The sequence below is a fragment of the Paraburkholderia solisilvae genome, from assembly GCF_902859875.1.
Classification (GTDB): domain Bacteria; phylum Pseudomonadota; class Gammaproteobacteria; order Burkholderiales; family Burkholderiaceae; genus Paraburkholderia; species Paraburkholderia solisilvae.
In genome coordinates this window covers 19,849-42,811 of sequence record NZ_CADIKF010000054.1, presented here as the reverse complement: position 1 = coordinate 42,811, position 22,963 = coordinate 19,849, and the positions used below count along the sequence as shown (strand labels likewise).

Genomic DNA, 22,963 nt, shown 5'->3' with positions numbered 1-22,963 from the left:
TTCGTTGATTCGTTGATTGGCCGATCGCTGAACGCGGGCCAGCCCGCCCGCCAAGGAGCCGCGCATGTTACAGGCGCCGCGCAACAGCCACGTGCAACCGCCCCGCACGTGGGAGCACATGCAGAAACTGACGTTGTGCCGCCCGTTGCTGCAGCAATGCTGCGACGAGTACGGTGCGCGTCACGGCATCCGCATCGAGATCGACAGCCGCCATTTCACCGCGGCTTTTTTCGCGTGGGTCGACGCACTCGCGCATAACGACGATTATCGCCGGCGCAATCCGCGCGACTTTTTCCAGTTCGCGTACGGCGTGCTATTGCGCGATCTGCTGCATGAGAAGGCGGTGCGCATCGTCGACGATCCGCTCGCCCATCGCGTCGAAAACCCCGGTGGCGAGCCGCCGTCGTCCGACGATATCGCGCACTGGTGGCCGGCCGGTTATATGCTCACCTACTTTTGCGTCGGCATGCTCAAACGCACCGTGCGCGAAGAATGCGGCATCACGCTCGAGCCGTCCGACGCGCTGTCGCAGCCCGCGGTGTGGCAGTCGTTTCGCGAGAACCTCGTCGAGGAGCCGGCGCTTGCGATCGCCTACTTCGACAAGTTTATGGGCATCGAGCCGAACTGGCGCGAACCGGGCTTCGTCGTGAATCGTCCCGGGTCCGCGCGGCCGTTGAAAAGCGTGCGGCCCGTGTGAGCACGGCTACGCTCGCGTAAGCAGAAAACGCACGCGGCGCGCCGCAACCATGTCCGTCGCGATGTACCTGCCAGGATTCTCCGCGAGACGCCCACACGCCCACACGCTCACGCCAGCGCCGCCTTCAATCGCGCGCCCGCCAGCGGCAGATCGCGGATTCGCGCGCCGGTCGCATCGGCAATCGCATTCGCGAGCACGGCGGCGGCCGGCCCCTGCGCCGCTTCGCCGACACCGAGAAACGGCATCCCGGGCCGGTCGATCAGATGCACGTCCACGCGCTTGGGCACCGACGAAAAACGCATGATCGGATACGTGCTCCAGTCATAGCTCGTGATATGCCGCGTATCGAACGCGGTCGCTTCGTAGAGCGTCCAGCTGGTGGTCTGCAGGATGCCGCCTTCGATCTGATTGCGTACGCCGTCCGGATTGACGATCTGCCCGCAATCGATCGCGGCGACCACGCGCTCGATGTCGACGCGACCCGTATCGCGGTCGACCGCAATCTCGATGGCGACCGCACAATACGCCATCAGGTTCTTGTACTTCGCAAACGCAAAGCCGACGCCGCGCGAGGTGCCGCCGGCGCCCGCGCGTAGCGGCGGCGTCGCGTGCGGCACACGTTGCAGCACACGTTTTTGCCAGCCGAAGCGTTGCGCCGCGAGCTGGATCACATCGCGGGCGCGCGGATCGTCGAGATGCTTCAACCGGAATTCGACCGGATCGGCTTGCGCGGCGAGCGCGAGTTCGTCCATCAGACTCTCGATCGCGAAGATGTTCATATGCGCACCGAGCGAGCGCATCGCGGACACGCGAATCGGCATGTCCGGCAGGAAGTGATGCTGAACATACAGGTTCGGCAGGCGATACAGCGGAATGCTGTTGCGATCGCCGCCGCCTTCGGGCATTGGAATCGGCTGCGGCGGCGCCGGCGTGAACGGCTGCGCGAGCAGTTGCGCCGGCAACAGGCGGCCCGCGTTGTCGATCCGGTTGTTGTGCGTGTTGCTCCAGAGTTCGTAGCGCCAGTCGACGATCGTGCCGTTCGCATCGAGCGACGCGGTGGCATGCGTGATCATCGCCGGGCCGAACGGTTCCCACAGGTGTTCCTGCTCGCGCATCAGTTGCACGCGTATCGTGCGGCCAGGCAGTGCGCGCGCAATCAGCGCGGCGTCGGCGGCGACATCGTCCGAGCTGTTGTGCCCGTAGCAGCCGGAGCCTTCGACGTGAATGCAGCGCACGTTGTCCTTCGGCAGCGACAGCATCTCGGCGATGCCCTCGCGCAGCGGAAACACGCCTTGCGTGTGCGACCACACGGTCAGCGAGCCGTTGTCCCAACGCGCGAGCGCGCACGACGGGCCGATCGAGCCGTGCGTCATATACGGCTTGCTGTAGCGCGCATCGAGCGTGCGCACCGCGGGCGCCGCGCTGCCGCGCTGATCGGCCACGCCGATCTCCCGCGCGGGCAGTTTCATCAGCGTCTCGTGGATGGTCGCCGGGTCCGGCAGCGGCGGACCCGCTTGCCAATGCGCAGCGTCCATCAACTCGCGCATCGCGACGATCGCGCGCCATTCGTCATCGGCCACCACCGCGAGATAGCTGCCGTCGTGCACGACCTTCACGACGCCGGGCAAGCTTTCGATGCGCGCGGTATCGACCGATGCGAGCGTCGCGCCGTACGCGGGCGGCCGCACGACGCGCGCGTGCAGCATGCCCGGCGGCCGCATATCCTGGATATAGCTGGCGCCGCCCGTTACCTTGCCCGGAATATCGACGCGTCGCAGCGTGCGGCCGACCACCTGAAACTGCGCAGGCGGCTTGAGCAGCACGCCGGGTCGCGCGGCCTGATGCAAGTTGGCGCCGCGCACCGCGTCGCCATACGACAGACGCCGGCCGTCCGGCGCAACGATCTCGCCGTCTTGCGTCGTAAGCGTCGCCGCGTCGACCCGCAGTTGCGCCGCCGCGCTTTGCAGCAGCAGCGCGCGCACCTGCGCGGCTGCGTTGAAGATCGCGGTACCGCTATCGGCGACCGAATGGCTGCCTGCGGTGTAACCTTCGTTCGGCGTTTCGCCGGTGTCGGCGGTAATCAGCGTGATCGCGTGCGGCTCGATGTCGAGCTGTTCGGCCGCGAGCTGCAAAAACGCGGTGCGAATGCCGGTGCCAAGCTCGGCCTTGCCGGTGCAGACGGTCACCTTGCCCGCGGGATCGACCCGAATCCACGCGTCGAGCTGCGGCGATATTTTCAGGCTGCCCGGCAGGTTCGGCGCGGTCGCGGTGAACGTGCCGGCTTCGGTTGTCGTGCTTGCCGGGCTCTGCGCGAACGCGGCGCGCGGCCGCGGCAGCAGCGTGAAGCTGACGAGAAGCGCGCCGGCGCTCAGGAAGCGGCGGCGGCTCGCATCGGGCAGGGTGTCGCGAGGTATGTCGCGATGTGTGTCGCGGGCGGCGGCAGGTGTCGCGTGGCCTGATGCACCACGTGTCGCATCAAGTCTCGCATCATGTGCCGTATCGGCTTCCTGCCGCAGATCCGCTTCATGCGCCGCATAGACTTCCTGCCGCCCATCCGCTTCATGCGATTCGCGCGCCGCATCCGTCATAGGCGGCCCGCGCCCTTCATCGTCTTTCATGATTGCGCCTCCGCCGCGCGCTGCCCGCTCGCCGGCTGGGCCGCCTGCCGGATTGCCGCGACAATCCGCATATGCGTGCCGCAGCGGCACAGATTCGGCTGCAGGTGTTCACGAATCTGCTCGTCTGTCGGCGCGTTCTCGCGTTCGAGCAGCGCCTGCGCGCGCATGATCATCCCCGCGATGCAATAGCCGCACTGCGCGGCCTGCTGATCGATAAACGCGCGCTGCAGCGGCCCCGGATGCTCGACGCTGCCGAGGCTCTCGATGGTGCGCACCGCGCGCCCATCGCATGCGGCAACCGGCAGCAGACACGAAAACACCGGCTCGTCGCCGACGATCACCGTGCATGCGCCGCACTGTCCGAGACCGCAGCCGAACTTCGCGCCGTTCAGCTGCAACTGGTTGCGCAGCACATAAAGCAGCGGCGTCGATGGATCGACGTCCATTTCGTGGCTCATGTTGTTGACGGTCAGCGTGATCATGGCCCAGCAGTCTCCTTGCGGATGCGCGCGACGGCCGCCGCGTCGAGCCGCGGCCACGGCCCGCTCGCGCTGAAGCGCGCCCGTGTGTAGTTGGCGAGATCGGCGATCTGCGCATCGGTGAAGCTTTGCGCGAACGGCGGCATGTAATGCGCGGCGTCGCTGCGATGCCAGTCGATGCCGTCGAGTATCATCCGCACCGCGTTGCGCGGGCTGTCCGCGTTCACCGCGGTGCCTTGCGCGAGCGATGGGCGCTCGCCCTGCGTGGTCATCGGCGCGACGGTGCTATGGCACGACGCGCAGGCCGCATTGAACAGCGTCGCGCCGTTCGCGAGCGACGCCGGCGCCGCGAGCTGATCGAGATCGACCGGCTGCCGATAAGCGGTTGTTGCGCCAGCCGGCGCCTGCAGCGACATCACGTAGGTCGCGATCGCGTCGACGTCCTCTTGCGGTGCGTTCGCCAAAGACCGCGTGACCGGCAGCATCGGGCCGGCCGCCGCACCATGTTCGCTCGCGAAACCGGTGCGCAGATAAGCGACGAGCTGCGCCTGCGTCCACGGTGTCGGCGCCTGCGCGAGCTTCGTCAGCGCGGGCGCGTCCCAGCCTTCGAGCGTGCCGCCGGCAAACGGCTCATCGCGCCTTTCCGCGCCGAGCTTCGTGAGCGGCGTATGACATGCGCCGCAATGCGCAAGGCCGTCGACCAGATAGCGGCCGAGCTGCCATTGCACCGCGTAAGCGCTATCGGCATTCGCAGCGGTTGCGGCAGTGGCCGTGTTTGCCGCGGTTGTGCCATCGTCAGGTGCGGCTGTGGCACTGGCCGACGTGCTGGCCGATGTGGCGACCGATGCGGTGGCCGCAGCATCGGCCGATTCGTCAGCCGGCCCTTCAGCCGGCACCCACGGCGGCGCCGCAGCGGCGCGCTCGGGCCCGCGCTTCAGATACAGCATGTTCCAGCCCGCGACGAGCGGCCGGAAATTCAGCGGGAAGGTCAACCGGTTCGGCGGCGTGTTCGCGTGCACCGGCGCACGCGACATGAGGAACGCATAGAGGTCGGCAATATCCGCATCGCTCATGCGCGTGAAGTGCGGATACGGGAACGCCGGATACAGCAGATGCCCGTCGCGCGACACGCCTTTGCGCATCGCGCGCGCAAACGCCTCGAGCGACCAGTCGCCGATGCCCGTTTGCGGGTCCGGCGTGATGTTGGTTGCGTAGATCGTGCCGAACGGCGTGTTGAGCGGATAGCCGCCCGCGTAAGGTTTGCCGTGCACGGACGTGTGACAGACGATGCAGTCGCCGAGCGCGGCAAGACGCGCACCCCGCGCGATCTGCGCCGCATCTGCTGCATGCGCCGGCGGCGCGCTCACCGGATTGATCGTGGGCTCCCATGCCCGCGACAGCCCGGCAGCCACAGCCAGCACAACGGCAACAAAGACGACCTTCCCTTTCATCGGGCCTCCAGCGGCAGCGTGATGCGCGATGATGACGGCTCATGCTTTCAGCGAGCCTCCATCGCCTCATCGCCGCGCGCATTGACCCGTATGATGCGTCGGCCAGATAAAAGTTGCTCGCGCTCACGCGGGCAAACGCCGTCATCGATTCGTGTTCGACGGGATATCGGACAGGTTGCCGGAGAAGCCGACCTGCCTTTGGGCGAAACCGGATCGCCGCTCACCCGACCCTTGTCGAGACCCGCGAGTGTGATGGCGAGCGTGATGCCGCGGCCGGTCCTGCCATTCTTCGGTGACCCGGCGACGGTTCCGTTACAGCGGTGCGCGTCGGCTGTCGCGCCGACTACGCCTGATTACAGCGCGACAACACCGGATGCCGGGCGCGCCGGCTGGGCAATCGAAAGCGACTCGTTAGCACGCAGACGAACGGGATCGCGAGACGGCGAAGCAACGCGTCGCGCCCATTCAAATTTGGAGAATCCGCACTCACTATTCATGCCTGCCGGGAAAAACAGTGGCGCACAAAACGCACGAAGAAACGCGCGATATCGTTCAACGCCGTTGCGCCGGAGCGAACCTGCCCGCGCACATTCGAATCGCTCTGTTGCGCCGGCGCGTTTGTCCATACGGTTGTGCTCGTCGAATCGCGGCAACCGGCAACGAACGCGCGCCGCACTCCTGCTGTTATGTGCGCAAAGACCACGAGCACAATTTTTTATCGCTGCAAGATGCAAACTTTATCGTTGCAAGATACAAACCCAGACGGTAACGTCGTAGTTCGATCGAAGCGCGGTTAGGTAACCTGACATTCGACACTGCGTAGCGCAGGCAGCGTCGATCGCCGCAAATCTGCTGAAGCCTTCCCACAGGGAACCCGGTTCCCCGCACCCTGGAGTGAGCTGAGTGAATCGGTCGCCCGGCCTGTTAGGCGCCCTTGGAAACAGATCCCATGAAGTATTGTGGGACGACGGCGAACGCGTCCTGTCGAGAGCGTGGCAGGTCCACCCCGACGGCGGCCGCGAGTCGTTTCTGACCGTGCGGCCCGTGGCGGCGCAGCCCGCGCCGCGCACGCTGAGCCGCCTCGAACACGAATTCGCGTTAGCGGAAAAACTGGCCGGCGCGCCGATCGCGCGACCGCTGGCGCTGACCCAGGAAGACGGGCAACTCGTGCTCGTACTCGAAGACCGCGGCGACGCGCCGATCGCGCGAGAACCCGTGCCGATGGCGCTCGGTCATTTTCTGCGCGTCGCGCCCAACATGGCGAGTGCATTGGGCAAGCTGCATGCGGCCGGTGTGATTCATAAAGACGTCACACCGGCCAATGTTCTGCTGAATCCGGCAGACGACAGCATCCGTCTGACCGGCCTCGGCATCGCTTCATTTTTGCCGCGAGAACGCCAGGCGCTGTGGCCGCCGGAATCGATCGCCGGCACGCTGGCCTACATGGCCCCCGAGCAGACCGGACGCATGAACCGCTCGGTGGATTCGCGCAGCGACCTCTATTCGCTCGGCGTCACGCTCTACCAGTTGCTCACCGGTGTATTGCCGTTCAGCGCCGATGACCCGATGGATTGGGTGCACTGTCATATCGCGCGCAAGGCGGCGCCGCCCGCCGAGCGCGTCCCGAGCCTGCCGGCCGTGCTGTCGGACCTCGTGATGAAGCTGTTGGCCAAGGCCGCGGAGGATCGCTACCAGACGGCCGCCGCACTCGAGCTCGACCTGCGGCGCTGTCTCGCGCAGTGGGAAGCGCACGGCGAGATCGCGCCGTTCACGCTCGGTGAACACGATACGCCCGACCGGCTGATGATTCCCGAAAAACTTTACGGCCGCGCGCGCGAAATCGACACGCTGCTCGCCGCGTTCGATCGCGTGGTGGCAGGCGGCCGCACTGAACTGGTGCTGGTGGCGGGCTATTCCGGCATCGGCAAATCGTCGGTGGTCAATGAACTGCAGAAGGTGCTCGTGCCGCCGCGCAGCCTCTTTGCCACCGGGAAGTTCGATCAATACAAGCGCGACATTCCGTACTGGACCCTCGCGCAGGCGTTTCGTGGCCTGCTCACGCCGTTTCTCGGCAAGCGCGACGCCGAGCTGAAGGACCTGCGCGAACGGCTGCGCGACGCGTTGGGTTCGAACGGGCTGCTGATGACCAACCTCGTGCCCGGACTGAAACTGATCATCGGCGAGCAGCCGCCGATTACCGATCTGCCGGCGCACGATGCGCAACGCCGCTTTCAACTGGTGCTGCGCCGCTTTATCGGCGTGTTCGCCCGCCCCGAGCATCCGCTGCTGCTGTTTCTGGACGACCTGCAATGGCTCGATTCGGGCACGCTCGATGTGCTCGAAAGCCTGCTGCTCGATCCGGATCTGCGCCATCTGCTGCTGATCGGCGCGTACCGCGACAACGAAGTCGACCGCAACCATCCGCTGATGCGCAAGCTCGCCGCGGTGCGCCGCGCGCAAGCCGCCGTGCAGCAGATCACGCTGCGGCCGCTGTCAGGCGACGATCTGCAAAGACTGGTGGCCGATACGCTGCGCTGCGCGCCGGAGGAGGCCGAACAGCTCGCGCGCCTCGTCCACGAGAAAACCGGTGGCAACCCGTTCTTCGCGCTGCAGTTTCTGACCGCGCTCGCCGACGAAGGGTTGCTCAGCTTCGACCATGCGTGCGCCACCTGGGTGTCGCACATCGAATGCATACGCGCAAAGGGCTATACCGACAACGTCGTGCATCTGATGACAAGCAAACTCGCGCGGCTGCCCGAACACACGCAGGCCGCGTTGCAGGATCTCGCGAGCATTGGACATATGGCCGAGGCCGAGACGCTTGCGTTGATCTTCGAGAAGTCGCACGCGCAAGTCCATGCGGACCTGTGGGAGGCCGTCTGTCAGGAACTGATTTTCCACCAGGACGGCATGTACCGATTCGTTCACGACCGCGTGCAGGAGGCGGCCTATTCGTTGATCCCGAAACGGCTGCGCGCCCAGACGCATTTGCGCATCGGCCGCCTGCTGGCCGCGCGCACGCCGCCGGAAAAACTCGACGAGGCCGCGTTCGAAATCGTCAACCAGCTCAATCGCGGCGCCGCGTTGATGACCGAACCGGCCGAGCTCGAACGCCTCGCCGAGTTGAATCTGATTGCCGGCAGGCGCGCCAAAGCCTCCGCCGCGTATGGCTCGGCGCTCGAGTATCTGAAGGCGGGCGCGGAACGGCTCGCGGACGATGGCTGGCAAACCCGGCACGCGCTGGCGTTCTCGCTCGCGTTCGAGCGCGCGGAGTGCGAGTTCCTGCACGGCGATCTGGCCGCCGCGCAAGCGCGCGTGAGCACACTCATTCCGCTTGCGCGCGACACCACCGAACTCGCGACGCTCGCATGCCTCGGTATGGACGTGTGTCTGACGCTCGACCGGATCGACGAGGCCGTCGCCGTCGGCCTCGATTATTTGCGGCGGCTCGGCATCGTCTGGTCGCCGCATCCGTCAGATGAAGAAACGCACATCGAATACGCGCGCATTGCTTCGCTGCTCGGCGAGCGCACCATCGAGGAACTGATCGACCAGCCGTTGATCACCGACCCGACCTCGCTCGCGACGATTCGCGTGCTCGACAATCTTTCTCCAGCCGCGCTCTTCAGCGACGCGAATCTGCTTTCGATGGTGCTGTGCCGGGCCGTCAACCTCGGGCTCGAATACGGCAATTGCGGCACGTCCCCGGCCATTTTCGTCACGTTCGGCATGATCGCCGGGCCGCATTTCGGCGACTACGAGACCGGCTTCCGGTTTGCCCGTCTCGGCTACGAGCTGGTTGAACAGCGCTCGTTGACCCAGTTGCAGGCACGGGTCTATGTGAACTTCGGCAATATCGTGATGCCGTGGACCCAGCATGTCCGCGCCGGCAGGGAACTGCTGCGCCGTGCGTTTGACATCGCCACCAGAAGCGGCGACCTGACCTTCGCCGGCTACAGTTGCAACCATCTGAACACGAGCCTGCTCGCGGCCGGCGATCCGCTCGAGGACGCGCATCGCGAAGCCGAGCACGGGCTCGCGTTTGCAAAGAAGGCGCGGTTCGGGATCGTGGTCGACATCATCTCCACGCAGGTTGCGTTGATCCGCACGCTGCGCGGCCTCACGCTCCGCTTCGGTTTTCTCGACGACGAGCACGGCAGCGAGACGCAGTTCGAGCAGCGCCTGTCGAGCGACCCTGCATTGGCTATCGCGGAGTGCTGGTACTGGATTCGCAAATTGCAGGGGCGTTATCTGGCTGGCGACTATGCCGCCGCGGTCGAGGCGTCGCTCAAGGCCAGCAAGCTGCTGTGGACGTCGCCCTCGTTCTTTGAAACGGCGGAATACCACTTCTATAGCGCGCTTGCGCATGCGGCGCTGTGCGACGCGGCCGCGCCGAACGTGCGGCAGGAGTACGTGGCGGCGGTCGACGCGCACCATCGCCAGCTCGAAGTCTGGACGACGCACTGTCCGCAAAACTTCGGCAACCGCGCCGCGTTGGTCGGCGCGGAACTCGCACGGATCCACGGCCGCGGCACGGATGCCGAAGATCTGTATGAACGGGCGATCCGCTCGGCGCGCGAAAACGGATTCGTTCACAACGAGGCAATCGCTTATGAAACGGCGTCGCGCTTTTACGCGGCGCGCGGGCTCGTGGAATTCGCGAACCTGTATCTGAAGAATGCGCGCTACGCGTATCTGTGTTGGGGCGCGCAAGGAAAAGTGCGGCAACTCGACGACTTCCATCCGCAGCTCGCCGCGCCCGATCAACGCACAGGCGCGACGGGCACGATCGAGACGCCGGTCGAACATCTGGATCTCGCCACCGTGCTCAAGGTATCGCAGGCGGTATCGAGCGAGATCGTCCTCGACACGCTGATCCATACCATCATGCGCAGCGCGCTCGCCCATGCCGGCGCCGAGCGCGGTCTGCTGATCATGCCGTCGGATGCCGCGCCCAACATCGTGGCGGAAGCGACCACGAGCGGCGACGCGCTGTGCGTGAGTGTCGCGACCCAGGCGTTGCGCGCGGACCTGCTGCCGGAATCGCTCGTCCACTATGCGATGCGCACCGAGGATAGCGTCATCCTGAACGACGCAAGCGGCCGGCACGACTTCTCGACCGATCCGTATATCCAGCGTGGACACGCGCGTTCGATTGCCTGCATGCCGCTCGTCAACCAGGCCAAACTGATCGCGCTGCTGTACCTCGAGAACACACTCGCCCCCGATGTTTTCACCGCGAGCCGTATCGCGGTGCTGAAGCTGCTCGCATCACAAGCGGCGATCTCGCTCGAAAACTCGCGCCTGTATCGCGACCTCGCCGAGCGTGAAGCGCGCATCCGGCGGCTCGTCGATGCGAACATCATCGGCGTCTTTATCTGGGACTTCGACGGGCGCATCCATGAAGCGAATGACGCGTTCCTGCAGCTCATCGGTTACGAGCGCGCCGATCTCGCCGCGGGCCGGCTGCGCTGGACCGATCTGACGCCGCCCAGTGCGCGCGCGAACGACGCACGCGCGCTCGCCGAGATCAGTTCGCTAGGTTTTGTACCGGCCTACGAAAAGGAATTCGTGCGCGCCGACGGCGTCCGTGTGGCCGTGCTGGTGGGCGCCGCGACGTTCGGCGATGCGCTCGACCAGGGCGTCGCGTTCGTCGTCGATCTGACCGAACGCAAACGCGCGGAATCGGACGCACGCGAAAGCGAGCGACGCTATCGCGAGATCGAGATGGAGCTCGCTCACGCGAACCGCGTATCGACGATGGGGCAGCTCACCGCGTCGATCACGCATGAGATCCGGCAACCGATCGCGGCATCGGTGACCAACGCGCACGCAGCGCTGCGCTGGCTCGATGCGCACACGCCGGATCTCGACGAGGTCCGGCAGGCGCTCGCGCGCATCGTCAACGACGGCACGCGCGCGAACGACGTGATCGGACGCATTCGCGCGCTGGTGAAAAAGGCGCCCACGCGCAGGGAGCGCGTCTTCGTCAACGACGCGATTCGCGAGGTGATCGGACTGGCCCGCGCCGAAGCGACCCGGCACCGCGTATCCATCGAGGCTCAGCTCGACGATACGCTGCCGGTCATTCATGGAGACCGCGTGCAGTTGCAACAGGTGATGCTGAACCTGATGATCAACGCAGTCGAAGCGATGAGCTGCATGAGCAACGGCCCGCGCGAACTGCTGATCACGACGCGCACCACTCATGGGCCGGCGGGCGAACAGGCCGCGCGCATCGCGGTATGGGATACCGGCCCGGGCGTGGATGGCGAGGATATCGAACAGCTTTTCGAGCCTTTCTATACGACTAAAGCCGGCGGAATGGGCATGGGTCTGTCGATCTGCCGCTCGATCGTCGAAGCGCATGGCGGCACGCTGCAGGTTTTCGCGAACTCGCCGCGCGGCGCGACATTCGAATTCGAACTGCCTCGCGCCGACGCCGGCGCGTTGCCCGAGAACGACCGGGAGCGGCCAGAGTCGTGACGGCCTGCGCTTTCCGCGTGCGTTGAAGTCAGCCGGCGACGGCGGCCATCTCGCGAGCCGGGGCGTGCTTCAGGCCGAGTCCGCTTTCGGCATGCCGCGTACGACGAGTTCCATGAAACCGGTAGCGGCATCGGGTTCCCGCGAGAACGCATGCTGCGGCAGCAACGCCAGCAACAACTCCGCGGTCGTGCGTACTGTGCAGCCGTGTGCGACATGGCCGCCGAACACCTGACCGTTTGCGTCGGCGATAGACATATGCAGGTGCGCGCCGTCCGGCGACACGGAACCGGCGAGGGTCAGGATTTCGAGGTCGCCGTGAAGCTCGGCGGGAACGGCCGCGCCGGCAAACCGCAAGCTTGCGACGCTCAGGCTGCCGATGCCCTGGATCACGAATGCGGCGCGCAGCGCGCGCTGATGGAGCGCGTCCTCCACGGCGGCGCGCAGATCGTCGCCGGGGACGAGGCGTAGCGGATGAACCTGCATGATCGACAAGACTACGTCTCCTCGCGATTGGCGCGCAACGGAAAGATCAGCAGCGCGGCCGCGAGACCGAGCGCGCCGCCGATCAGCGTCTCCCACAAGCGCGCAAAGAGATACGACACCGAGTGCACGCCGTTCGCGGCAAGCGTGACGATCAGGATAAACGCGAACGCGCCGCACGCGACATCATAGCGATCCGGCAGCCCCATTGCATAGACGATCATCGCGAGCGCCGCGAACGACCAGACGACGAGCGGCGCGTGCTCGGCAAGCGGCAGGCACGCGAGGCCGAGCGGCACGCCGATCAGCGTGCCGATGATGCGCCGGCGCACGCGCTGCGCAGTGCCGCTCGTCGAGCCGGCCACGACGTACGTGCACGCGGTGATCGCCCACACCGATTCCTCGAGCTCGAATATCTGGTTCAACGCGACCACGACCGCCGACCCGGCCGCCGCCTGCAGGCCCATCACCAGTTCGGGCGGCCAGCGCCGCGCGAAGCCCGGCGGCATCGCGGGGACCGTCGAGAGCGCCGCCAGCGAAACCGGCCGTTCGGCCGGCCCGCTCAACAGGCGCGGCACGATCGAGCCGAGCGCGGCAATCAGCACGGCCACGCCGATCGCCTGCAAATCGGCAGGGACCAGATTCGTGCCGTACGCATAAAGCTGGCCGAGATAGATCTGCGAACCGATGCCGGCGCCGAGCATGCCGAACCGCTTCAGATAACCGACGCAGAACGCGCCGCTGACCAGCGTCATTTCCGGGCCCACGCGGCCGACGCCGGAGAGAAGCGGCAGCAGCGCGACAAAGGACGCCGCGCCGACGCCCGCCGCGATGCACAGCAACGCAAGGTCGCGGCTCGAGTCGGCGCGCGTGGTGCTCGCTTCGGACACGCTCGCCCACAGCGCGAAGCTCGCGGCGAGCGTCGCGAGCACCGCGCCCTGATGCACGTCGCGGGTGACGTCGTGCAACGCGCCGAGCGCGGCGGCCAGCCCGTACGCCGTGACGAGGCGCAGCCCCTTCAGACGACGGTGCGCGCCCGGGTCGAGCCGTTCGAGCCACGCGACGAACGTTGTCCACGGTTGCACAAACCGGCGTGCCGGCGGCGCGCTAAAGGCCACATGGTCCGCTTCTGCACCTCCGCCCGCATCCACGCTGGCGTCTGCGTCGCCGTGCGCGGCCCGCGCGCGCCCGGCCGGGCGCGGCGGCATTGCATCGACCTGCTTCGGATCGTCCATGACGTCGACACTGCCGGTAATCGACACAGTGTCTTTATAGACGCTTTACGCGGGTCGCGGCAATCAGCGGAAGCACCGCACGAACGCGCGGCGGAAAACCGCTTAGCGCGGTGGCGGCCCGCCCGCCTGCACCGCAAACGCAGCAGGACTGAGCTCGATATGCAGAATGACGAGCCAGCGCTTCGGGCAGTCCGCGGCGATCTGCAGCGCGCGTTCCTTGCCCTCCTTGATCGTCACGAACTTCCGCTTGCGTGCGAACGCGAATGCGCGGCGCGCATCGGCCTGCAGCCACAATGTCAGCAGGCCGCACGTGATGCAGCTGAAGAGCCACACCGTCTGATGCGGCAGCGTCGCATCCACCTTCTGCGCGACAAACTCGAACACGGTCGTCAACACCTGGTTGACCGCAAACGCGATCGCAATCACCTTGCACATGCCGCGCAGCATCATCAGGCGCTGCGGCACCATCAACAGCGGAGCGGCGCGCGGGCTTCCGTTGCTGCGGTTCATGCGGCACGCGGGAAAGTGGGGCACGGCAGTTCGAGGCGGCGCGACCAGTTCGCGAGCGTGCGCGCGGCCACCGGCGGCTTGCTGAGAATCGCGCTGTCGTAGTCGCGTTCCGGAAAACGCAGCACGTCGATCATGCGAAAGCCCTGGCTGCGATAGAAGTCGAGCAGATGCACGGCCGGATACGGCGTGTCGAGCGCGAGCTGCGCATAGCCGCGCGTCGCGGCCCAATGCTCGGCAAACGCGATCAGCGACTTGCCGATGCCGCGGCTTTGCCAGGCCGGCTCGACGCCGAACTGACGCAGCGTCGCGACGTTTTCGACGCGATAGTGCTCGCAGGGCGATTCGGTATCGCGCGCATAGAGCGTCATCGTGCCGACCACGTCGCCGCCGCAGACCGCGACGAAACAGTCGCCGGCCTTCGCGCGCTTACGCGTCGCCGACGGCGTCTGCGCGACGCACAGGCAGTTCAGGCCCATCATGCCGAGCCGCGCGAACGCGCGGTGCAGCACCGCGGTCAGTTGCTCGTACGAGTCGCGCGCCGGGTCGAAGCGCCGCAGCACGACGCTGCCGGCGCCGCTGCCGCGCTGAACGGTGGCGACGCGGGCAGTCTTGCCATCCGGCTCTGCCGCCCGCGTGCCGGCCGCGATGTGTTGCTTGTGCATGGATACCTCCAGACTTCGAGCGCTACCCGAAGTCCCAGAACTGTTTGAGTCGTGAATCGGTTTCCTGCCGGCCTCGCAGAACGCGTACGACACGCCGCGCCTTGTCAGTGCGTCGCGCCCGTCAACTCCGCGCGCAAATCCTGCAACGCGTTGCGTGCCTGCAGGAGCCGCTCGACCAGTTGCGCCGATGCGCGTGCAATCGGCATGCGCGTCTCGTCGGTCAGCGGGTGATCGAACGCGAGCATCGCCTTGATGGCGGCCGGGTTCGGCGCGGAAAACAGCAGCCGCAGCAGCGGCACGAGGTTCGCGAAGAGCCGCCGCGCGTCGTCTTCGCGCCCGCCGCGATGCAGTTCGCGCACTTCGACGAGCAGGTCCGCGCACACATGCGCGCTCGCGAGAATGCCGCCCGCGCCGCCTGCGTCGAGGCAATCGACGAACGCGTCATCGGTGCCGCACAGCACGTTGACCGGCAGATCGTGCAGCGCGTCGAAATGGTCTTTCACGCATTCCTTGATCGCGACGATATTGTCGAATTCGAGCAGCCGCTCGACCGTGTCCGGCGCAATCCTGACGCCGGTGCGATGCGGCACGTCGTACAGCACGACCGGCCGCGCGGTGGCGCAGGCAATCTGTTCGAAATGCCATTGCACGCCCGCCTGATCCGGACACAGATACGCGGGCGCCGACACCAGAAAGCCGGCGCAATTCCAGCGCTCGTAGCGCCTGATCTCGCGCACCACGTCGCGCGTATCGAAACCGCCCGCGCCGACCAGCACCGGCAGGCGGTCGCCGGCCACATCGAGCAGCGCCTGCAGCACCGTGATGCGCTCGCTTTCGGAGAGCAGCGCCGCCTCGCCGGTCGTGCCGAGCGCGACGAAACCGCTGATCTCCGTATGCAGGTAGTAATCGGCGAGACGCTGCAAGCCTTCGACATCGACCTCGCCGTTGCGAAACGGCGTGACGATCGGCAGCCAGATACCGGAGTACATCAGTGCGCCTCTTTGGACGAGCCGGTGCGCGCGAGCGAACCGATCAGCGCGTGCGGCACCGAGGCGATCAACGTATGCAAGGTGAAATCGAGGTCTTCGGGGGCGATCGAGAACAGCACGCGCACGCCGTCACGGACGACTTCCGTGCTGACGACATAGACACCGAGTGGCGAGTGCAGCAGCGATTTGAGTTGTGCGCGCGCTTCGTCTTCTGACTGACGGAGCAAGGTCACCGGCAGGAGCACGCGCGACAGCGGGAAAGGAATGACGTTGTTGTTGCGGACGACGTTGGAGTGGGACCGGACAGCGCCGCGTACGGAATCGGGGACTTCGGACGGTTGAGAGAGAGCCATGGTGGGCGGACAATCCCGCAGGTGTGGTGAAGACAGATACGAGATTAGTCCCGCGGGTATAAAGGCGGTGCAAAAAAACGGCGGCCACGCGAAAAAATGCGGTGACAAACTGCGACACCGCCGCGCGGCCGCCTGCAATCCAGGCGCCTGCAAGCGCCTGGCCTACGCCTCTCAGCACCGTTTCAACTTGATGACACGCGAAATCTGGCCGACGGTAAAGCTGCTGTTGCGCGCATAGGGCGCGCATTCGAGCGGCGCCGTCAACGATTCCGCGGGCTCGTACTGGCCGACATAGCGGAAGCGGTCGGTTTCCGAGCGGATAAAGACCGGAATGGCGTGCGCCTGCTTCGCGAGCGTGCGGCCCGCGGCGCGCGCGGCCGCGCCGCTGTTGCAAAGAACCACGTCGGGCGCCTGCGGGTTCAGGTCCATGCGCAGACACGCGGCCACCACCTTGCCGCGTCGGGTCGGCAGAAAGGCCTGCTTGCTGCCGCCACACACCGTGTGAATATATTCGCGAGAATATTCCTTGCCGATTTCGAATTCGTCCATAAAGGCCTCCAGAGAACCGCTCGAAGCGAGCACGCTTCAGCGGAGGCCAAGACGATAGCGAAATACCCCTAAAACACGCGTCAATTCAATCGGGGGCAGAATAAAGGATCCGTATCTTTTAGTTGCGTCGTCTACTTCATCGCTGTGTCCGCCCGTGGCGCGCGACGGCGCAACGGCAAACACGCGCGCGCCGTTACTCCTGCTCGCACGCGCGCGCCAGCGCCCGATCCATCGCGACCGCGTACAACGAATCCAATGCATGGCTGGCAACATATTCTTGCGTTGCGCGCGCCAATTGCGCGCCGCAATCCGGCTGCGCGCGAAGCGTCTTCGTATCGGCGAGCACCTTGATAAAGCCTTGCTGCAGGCGGTCCAGTTCCGGACGAATGTCCTTCTTCAGATCGACGCGCTTGTCGTCGGGCGCGCGGCCATCGCGATGCCATTGCGCGAGTAACCCGTATTGCACGAGTTTATTGGCTTCGATCTGATCGGCGAAGAAGTGCGTGGCGAGTTGCGGCGGCACGCCGAGCGCGCGCGCTTCCTCGGAAGCGGCCTTGATGACCTCCGCCTCGCGCGGCAGGTCTTCCACCGGCTTGCGCGTGTCCCACTTCGACAACGCAACCTGCCGCGCGATATGCAAGCGCGCGACCGTCATATCGAGCAGCGGAAGAAATGCCTGGCTGTCGGCCGGCGCGCTGTGCGAAGGCGGCGCGGCGAACAGCAGAGCGGCGACGGCAAGCGGGCTGACCATAAAGCGTGATTTGTCGAAACTGAACTTCAGCATCAATCGGTTCCTTTTTGCAGGTGAGCGCAGGCGCTGCGACAAGCGCACCTGCAGAGGCGACGCGGGCTGCGCCCGGAGCCTCGATAACGCCTGACGCGCCCGTTATATTCCTGACCGGTCGAATTTTCGTTCAACCTGCACGCCGCGTTCCGCGCGGCGTGCAGGTTGAACGCGCGGGTCGATGCTACGTTCGGCGCGCGGTCATCACAATTGGAAGCGCGACTAGAAACGGTAGTCGAGCGTCACCGTCGCCGCCTGCGCGGACGCATGGCTCGTCGCGATCCATGCATCGTAACCGACCGATACCGTCAGCGCCTTGGTCGGCCGCATGCCGACGCTCACGCCCGTGGTCAACTGATCGCGCGGCAGCGTGGTGCCCGGCGCGGCGAACAGCGTGCCGTCCTGCGCGCCGACCGTTACCGTGCGTCCGGTGCCGAGCATTTCGCGTGCATAGCCGACGCGCAGCTCGACATTCACCGGCCTCAACGGGCTACCGAAGTCCTTGTCGAAGGTGATTTGCGCATAGGGTTGCAGGCTGCGCACATTGTCGGTGCCGACGGTCAGGTCCTGCCCGTTCGCACCGCTTTCGCCGAAGCCGTTCGCATGCAGATACGAAAAGCGCAGGCCGATGCGCGGCGTGACCGTCACGCTGCCGATGGCGAGCGGCAGCGCGGCTTGTGCCGCCGCGGTCGCTTCCTGCCCGATATGATCGCCCTCGGCGGTGCCGGCGGCGCCGAACGGGCGCTTTTGCGACAGGAAATCCAGCCCCGCGCCGACGGTTGCGGAGAGATCGACCGGCCCGAGCGCGCGTGCGCCGTAAAACGCCGCGCGCAGCGTATCGGTGGTGCCTGAATCGCCGGTGCTGTCTTCGCTGATATCGCTGTGGTTATAGCTGCCGGAGAAGCCGACTGTGTATGCACCGACCTGATGATCGACGCCCGCGATAAAGCCGTAGTTGCGCGCCTCGAAACCCGGCTGGCCGTTCGCGCCGTGCACGTTCGTCTGCGAACCGGTCGCGTTCACCCACACCGACGCACGCGAGGACGCGCCGTCGGCAAACGGCACGCGCTCGAGCAACGCGGCGTTCGCCATCTGCGCGGACAACGCGAGCGACGTGCCGAGCGCCGTATAGATGCTCGTGTCGGTCGGCGCGATGATGGTCGTGCCTGTGCCTGCGCCTGGCGGGTCTCCTCCCGGCAGTTGCTGCGCGAGCCCGCTCAGCACGAGATCGACTTCGTTCGCGTCGTATTCGACCGACTGCTGCAGCGGGCCGAGATTCGCACCGGATGCGACCGTGCTCGACACGTTCGAAAAACGGCCGTTCACCCCGCCGCCCGCTGTGACGATCGCATAGCGGTTCGCCTGATAGGTGCCCGGGTCGTACAGGATCTTCAGGCCGCCGTTCAATGCCGCGCTGCCGCCCACGCGCAATTGCGAGGCCGAGGTCGGATTCACCTCGATTTCGAGCGATGCGCCGCTTGCCTGCGTGTAATTGCCGCCGACGGTCAGCGTGCCGATCGAGCCGCCCGGCATCACGATGCCGTTGTTCATCACGTTGCCGCCGATCGAACCATGGCCGCGCAGCGTGCCCGGTGCATCGACGATCACATCGCCGCCGAGTTGCGCCCCCGGGTTGTTCGCATCGCCGATCGCGAGCGCGCCCGACATGACTTCGGTGACGCCGGTAAACAGATGGCTGTCGCCGTTCAGCACCACGCTGCCGATGCCCTGCTGCTCGATGCGCCCGGCGCCGGAAATGTCGCCCGCGTATGTGATCGCATCGGGCCGGTTGAACACGAGCAAACCATTGTTGACCGTATTGCCGACCAGATCGCCCGCCGCCGTGCCCTGGCCGATCGTCAGCGTGCCGCCCGACGACACCACCGGGTCGATCAGGGATCCGAACAGATTCTGCGAGCCGCCGCTCAACACCTGCGTGCCGCTCACCGTCGCGCCGCTCGACACGGTCTGCAAGCCGCCGCTCGACACGATCGAGCCGTTCGCGGTGCCGCCGGACTGTACGTCCTGCGTGCCGCCGGAGGCGACCACCGTGCCGGACGTGACGCCGCCCGCGCCGACCGTCTGCGTGCCGCCGGACGCGACCATCGTGCCCGACGTGACGCCGCCGGAGCTGACCGTCTGCGAACCGCCCGATGCGACCGCGGTGTTCGACGTGACCCCGCCGGCGCTGACCGTCTGCGAGCCGCCGGATGCGACCGCGGTGCCCGACGTGACACCGCCGGCGCTGACCGTCTGCGAACCGCCGGAACTCACCACCGTGCCGCTCGCCGTGCCGCCGCTCGCCACCGTCTGCTGGCCGCCGCTGCGGACCGATGTACCGGTTGTCGTGCCACCCGCCGACACGTTCTCCGTGCCGCCGCTTTGCACCACCGTGCCGCTCGCGCTGCCGCCGGAGGTCACGATCGACGTGCCGCCGCTCGACACCGTCGTGCCGCTTGCGGCCCCGCCCGACATCACCACGCTCGAGCCGCCATTGCCGACCGACGTGCTGTTCGTGACCCCGCCCGACGAGACAACCTGCGCGCCGCCGCTGCTGACCTGCGTGCCGCTCGTGCTGCCGCCCGCCGACACGGTCTGCGTGCCGCCGCTGTCCACCAGCGTGCCGCTCGTGAAGCCGCCCGACGAGACGACCTGCTGGCCGCCGCCGCTCACATGCGTGTTGTCCGCCGTGCCGCCGGCGACGCTCTGCGTGCCGCCGGACGTGACTTGCGTGCCGCGCGTGGTGCCGCCCGACGACACCACCTCGTGGCCGCCGCTGCCGACTTCCGTGCCGCTTGTCACACCGCCCGAGCTGACCAGCACGCTGCCGCCCGAGGACACCGTCGTGCCCGACGCTTTGCCGAGCACCGTCTGCGAACCGTTGGACGTCACGGTCGTACCGACCGCGGTGCCGCCGGACGACACGAACTCGGAGCCGCCCGACGTGACGAAGGTGCCGCTCGCGAGACCGCCGGAAGACACCGTTTCGAGGCCGCCGCTGCCGACCGATGTGTTGAATGCGGAGGTGCCGGGCAGGATCGTCAACTGGCCGCCGTCTTCGGCGATCACGTTCTGCGCATTGCCGTCGAGGATCGAGAACGGCCCGTTCGCATTCGAGCCGATCAGCGTCGCCGACGTGTTCGTAATCAGCGCGGCGCCGGCCTGTTGAATCACGCTGATCGCCTCGGCGCCGGACGACACGGTGAGCGTGCCGCCGCTCGACACCGTCGTATCGAACGCTTCGCCGCCCGTCAGCACGGTCTGCGAACCGCCGTTGCTGATCGACGTCATCGACGTCGTGCCGCCCGCCGAGACGATCTCGAGACCGCCGCTGCCGGCAGTCGTCTGTTTGGCGACATCGCCGGCCAGCACGGACAACTGTCCGCCGTTTTCGACAACCACGTTCTGCGCGGTGCCGTTCGAGATGCTGAACGGGGTGCTCGTACTGCCGCTCACATAATTGCCGCTCACCGTGGCCGACGTATTGGTGATGAGCGCCGCCCCGGCGTCCTGGGTGATATTGATTGCCGTGCCGCCGCCGGACACGATGAGCTGGCCGTTATTCATGACCGTCGCCACATTCGCGGTGCCGCCCGACGAAACAAGCAGTTGCCCGCCGTTGCTGACCGTCGTGCTGTCCGCCTCGCCGCCCGCTTGCACGAGCGCACTGCCGCGCGTGCCGACCTGCGTGCCGCTCGCGGTCGTGCCGTTGAGCACGGTGAGCGAGCCGCCGGCTTCGATGAACACGTTTTGCGCGACGCCGCCGGAAATTGAAAACGAATGGGTCGTGCCGTTCGCGGTATTCGTGCCGTTCACGGTTGCCGAGGTATTCGTAATCAACGCCCCGCCGGCCAGTTGCGTGACGTTGGTCGCGGTGCCGCCCGACGATACCGCCAGCGTGCCGCCGTTGCTGAGCGTCGTCGAATTGGCCGAGCCGCCGGCCATCACGACCGCCGAGCCCTGATTGAGGATCAGCGTACTGGTCGCGGAATTGCCGGTCAGCACGGTGAGCGTGCCGCCGTTTTCGAGCACGACCTTGTTCGCCACACCGCCCGAGATCGAAAACGCGCCGTTGACGTTCGTGCCGCTTACCGTCGCCGAGGTATCCGCGGTGAACGCCGCGCCGCTCGACTGCACGAGCCCGGTCGCGCTGCCGCCGGCGGACACCGTGATCGCGCCGCCGGAGAGCACCGTCGTGCTGGTCGCCGTGCCGCCTGACGACACCGTTTGCCGGCCGCCGTTGCTGACGTTCGCGCTGGTCGTGGCGCCCCCTGCCAGCACGTTTTGCGTGCCGCCGCTGCGAACGCTCGCCGACGTATCGGTGCCCTGCACGTTTTCGATGCCGCCCGCCGACAGCGTGGTCGACGTCGCCGTGCCGCCGGCCTGTACCGCCAGCGTGCCGCCGCTCACAATCGCACCGGCCGCCGAGCCGCCATTGGCGACGCTCGCGGAGCCGCCGTTGCCGATGGTCGTCGCACTCGCGACGCCGCCCGACGACACGAGCAACTGGCCGTTCGCGCCGACCGTGCCCGACGTATCGGTGCCCGCGAGATTTTCGATGCCGCCCGCGCTGACCGCGGTGCGTGTCGCGTTGCCGCCTGCGGAGACGGTCAGCGTGCCGCCGTTCACGTTCGCGCTTACCGTGGCCGCGCCGCTGCTAACGACGCTTTGCCCGCCGTTGAGCACAGTCGTTGCGCTCGCCGTGCCGCCCGCGAGGATAGTTTGCGACCCGCCGTTGCTGAGCGTGGCCGAGATGTCCGTGCCGGCCACCGAGTCGACGCCGCCCGACAGCACCGTCGTGCGTGTCGCGCTGCCGCCGGCGGACACGTTGATTTTGCCGCCGGCGCTGACCGTCGTGCCGCTCGCGACGCCGCCCGCCGACACGTCGACCGTGCCGAGGCTGCCGATCGCCGTGCCATTCGCCATGCCGCCGCTATCGACAAACTGTGTCGATGCGTCGCTGACTTTCGTGCCGGTTGCAATGCCGCCGGACGACACGGTCTCGGACGATCCGCCCAACAGGGTCGTGCCGCTCGCCGCGCCGCCCGCCGAGATCACGTCGGCTCCGCCGCTGACCGTCGCGCTGCGCGCCACACCGCCGGACGACACCACCAGCAGGCCGCCCTCGGCGCCCGTGGCTTGCGCGATGCCGCCCGCGAACACGGTCTGCGTGCCGCCGAGGTCGACGACGGTGCCACTCGCGACGCCGCCCGACGACACGTTCTGCGCGCCGCCGAGCGCCACGCTATCGTTGACAGTCGTGCCGAACACGCTCTCGGTGCCGCCGATTATCGTGTTGCTCTCGGTGTCGCCCGCGGCGACCGTGGTCTGCGCGTGCACGCCGGGCGCGAACCACGGCTGCACCGTCACGGCGGCGAGCAGCATGCCCAGCAGACGCGAGCAGCGCCGGTAGCGCCGGCCGAAGGCACGCACGGCGTGCACGCGGCGCCACGTGAATCGTTTCATGGTGTTCCCCGAATTCTTACCGCTCTTCTTGTGCTTCTTCTTGCTTGTTCGGCTTGCCGATGCGGTCCGCTCCTGCCGGCTATTGCCTGTTCGTATTGCCGGCTCGCGGATCGTCTCTGTATGTCGTCTTTTTGCGCCGCGCCTTTAATCTTTTTTTGCGCGTCGGCTGTTTTACGCCAGTTTCTTTCGGCGCTATTACGCCGT

Annotated in this window: 14 protein-coding genes; 2 read left to right on the top strand and 12 right to left on the bottom strand. The window is 66.7% G+C overall.

Annotated elements, in window-relative coordinates:
• Positions 1-64 precede the first annotated feature (64 nt).
• The gene (locus HV675_RS26095) at positions 65-697 is read left to right on the top strand and encodes a hypothetical protein (protein WP_175114337.1); all 633 of its coding nucleotides are present in this window, start codon (positions 65-67) and stop codon (positions 695-697) included.
• Positions 698-804: 107 nt separating this feature from the next.
• Here the strand turns inward: HV675_RS26095 and HV675_RS26090 are convergent, their stop codons facing one another.
• Genes HV675_RS26090 through HV675_RS26080 form a run of 3 tightly spaced genes read right to left on the bottom strand, consistent with a single transcriptional unit; the run spans position 805 to position 5,245 of the window.
• Positions 805-3,315, bottom strand: a complete 2,511-nt coding sequence (locus HV675_RS26090) for a xanthine dehydrogenase family protein molybdopterin-binding subunit (RefSeq protein ID WP_246270552.1) — start codon at positions 3,313-3,315, stop codon at positions 805-807.
• The gene (locus HV675_RS26085; RefSeq protein ID WP_175114336.1) at positions 3,312-3,797 is read right to left on the bottom strand and encodes a (2Fe-2S)-binding protein; all 486 of its coding nucleotides are present in this window, start codon (positions 3,795-3,797) and stop codon (positions 3,312-3,314) included. The genes HV675_RS26090 and HV675_RS26085 overlap by 4 nt, the downstream gene beginning before the upstream one ends.
• A complete protein-coding gene (locus HV675_RS26080; RefSeq protein ID WP_175114335.1) occupies positions 3,794-5,245 on the bottom strand; it encodes a cytochrome c in 1,452 nt (483 codons plus the stop codon). The genes HV675_RS26085 and HV675_RS26080 overlap by 4 nt, the downstream gene beginning before the upstream one ends.
• Positions 5,246-6,148: 903 nt before the next feature.
• Here HV675_RS26080 and HV675_RS26075 point away from each other — a divergent pair.
• Complete coding sequence (locus HV675_RS26075) at positions 6,149-11,731, top strand: trifunctional serine/threonine-protein kinase/ATP-binding protein/sensor histidine kinase (RefSeq protein WP_246270551.1); 5,583 nt, start codon at positions 6,149-6,151, stop codon at positions 11,729-11,731.
• Between the two features lie 69 nt (positions 11,732-11,800).
• On the opposite strand, the gene HV675_RS26070 is transcribed toward HV675_RS26075, so the two are convergent.
• The 9 genes from HV675_RS26070 to HV675_RS26030 all read right to left on the bottom strand — a co-directional run bounded on the left by HV675_RS26070 (position 11,801) and on the right by HV675_RS26030 (position 22,759).
• Complete coding sequence (locus HV675_RS26070; RefSeq protein WP_175114351.1) at positions 11,801-12,214, bottom strand: PPC domain-containing DNA-binding protein; 414 nt, start codon at positions 12,212-12,214, stop codon at positions 11,801-11,803.
• An 11-nt stretch (positions 12,215-12,225) separates the two neighbouring features.
• A complete protein-coding gene (locus HV675_RS26065) occupies positions 12,226-13,446 on the bottom strand; it encodes an FUSC family protein (RefSeq protein WP_246270550.1) in 1,221 nt (406 codons plus the stop codon).
• Between the two features lie 102 nt (positions 13,447-13,548).
• Positions 13,549-13,956: a hypothetical protein gene (locus HV675_RS26060; RefSeq protein WP_246270549.1), complete on the bottom strand. Its 408-nt coding sequence runs from the start codon at positions 13,954-13,956 to the stop codon at positions 13,549-13,551.
• Positions 13,953-14,618: a GNAT family N-acetyltransferase gene (locus HV675_RS26055; protein ID WP_175114334.1), complete on the bottom strand. Its 666-nt coding sequence runs from the start codon at positions 14,616-14,618 to the stop codon at positions 13,953-13,955. Before HV675_RS26055 ends, HV675_RS26060 begins: the two co-directional genes overlap by 4 nt.
• A gap of 104 nt (positions 14,619-14,722) precedes the next feature.
• The gene (locus tag HV675_RS26050; protein WP_175114333.1) at positions 14,723-15,607 is read right to left on the bottom strand and encodes a 4-hydroxy-tetrahydrodipicolinate synthase family protein; all 885 of its coding nucleotides are present in this window, start codon (positions 15,605-15,607) and stop codon (positions 14,723-14,725) included.
• Entirely contained in the window at positions 15,607-15,960 is a 354-nt protein-coding gene (locus HV675_RS26045) for a hypothetical protein (RefSeq protein ID WP_175114332.1), read from the bottom strand. The genes HV675_RS26050 and HV675_RS26045 overlap by 1 nt, the downstream gene beginning before the upstream one ends.
• Before the next feature lie 171 nt (positions 15,961-16,131).
• Entirely contained in the window at positions 16,132-16,509 is a 378-nt protein-coding gene (locus HV675_RS26040; RefSeq protein ID WP_175114331.1) for a DUF6697 family protein, read from the bottom strand.
• 193 nt (positions 16,510-16,702) lie between these two features.
• Positions 16,703-17,293 carry a chorismate mutase gene (locus HV675_RS26035; RefSeq protein ID WP_246270548.1) on the bottom strand — a complete coding sequence of 197 codons (591 nt, stop codon included), beginning with the start codon at positions 17,291-17,293 and terminating at the stop codon, positions 16,703-16,705.
• A gap of 222 nt (positions 17,294-17,515) precedes the next feature.
• Complete coding sequence (locus tag HV675_RS26030; RefSeq protein WP_175114330.1) at positions 17,516-22,759, bottom strand: AIDA repeat-containing protein; 5,244 nt, start codon at positions 22,757-22,759, stop codon at positions 17,516-17,518.
• Positions 22,760-22,963 lie beyond the last annotated feature (204 nt).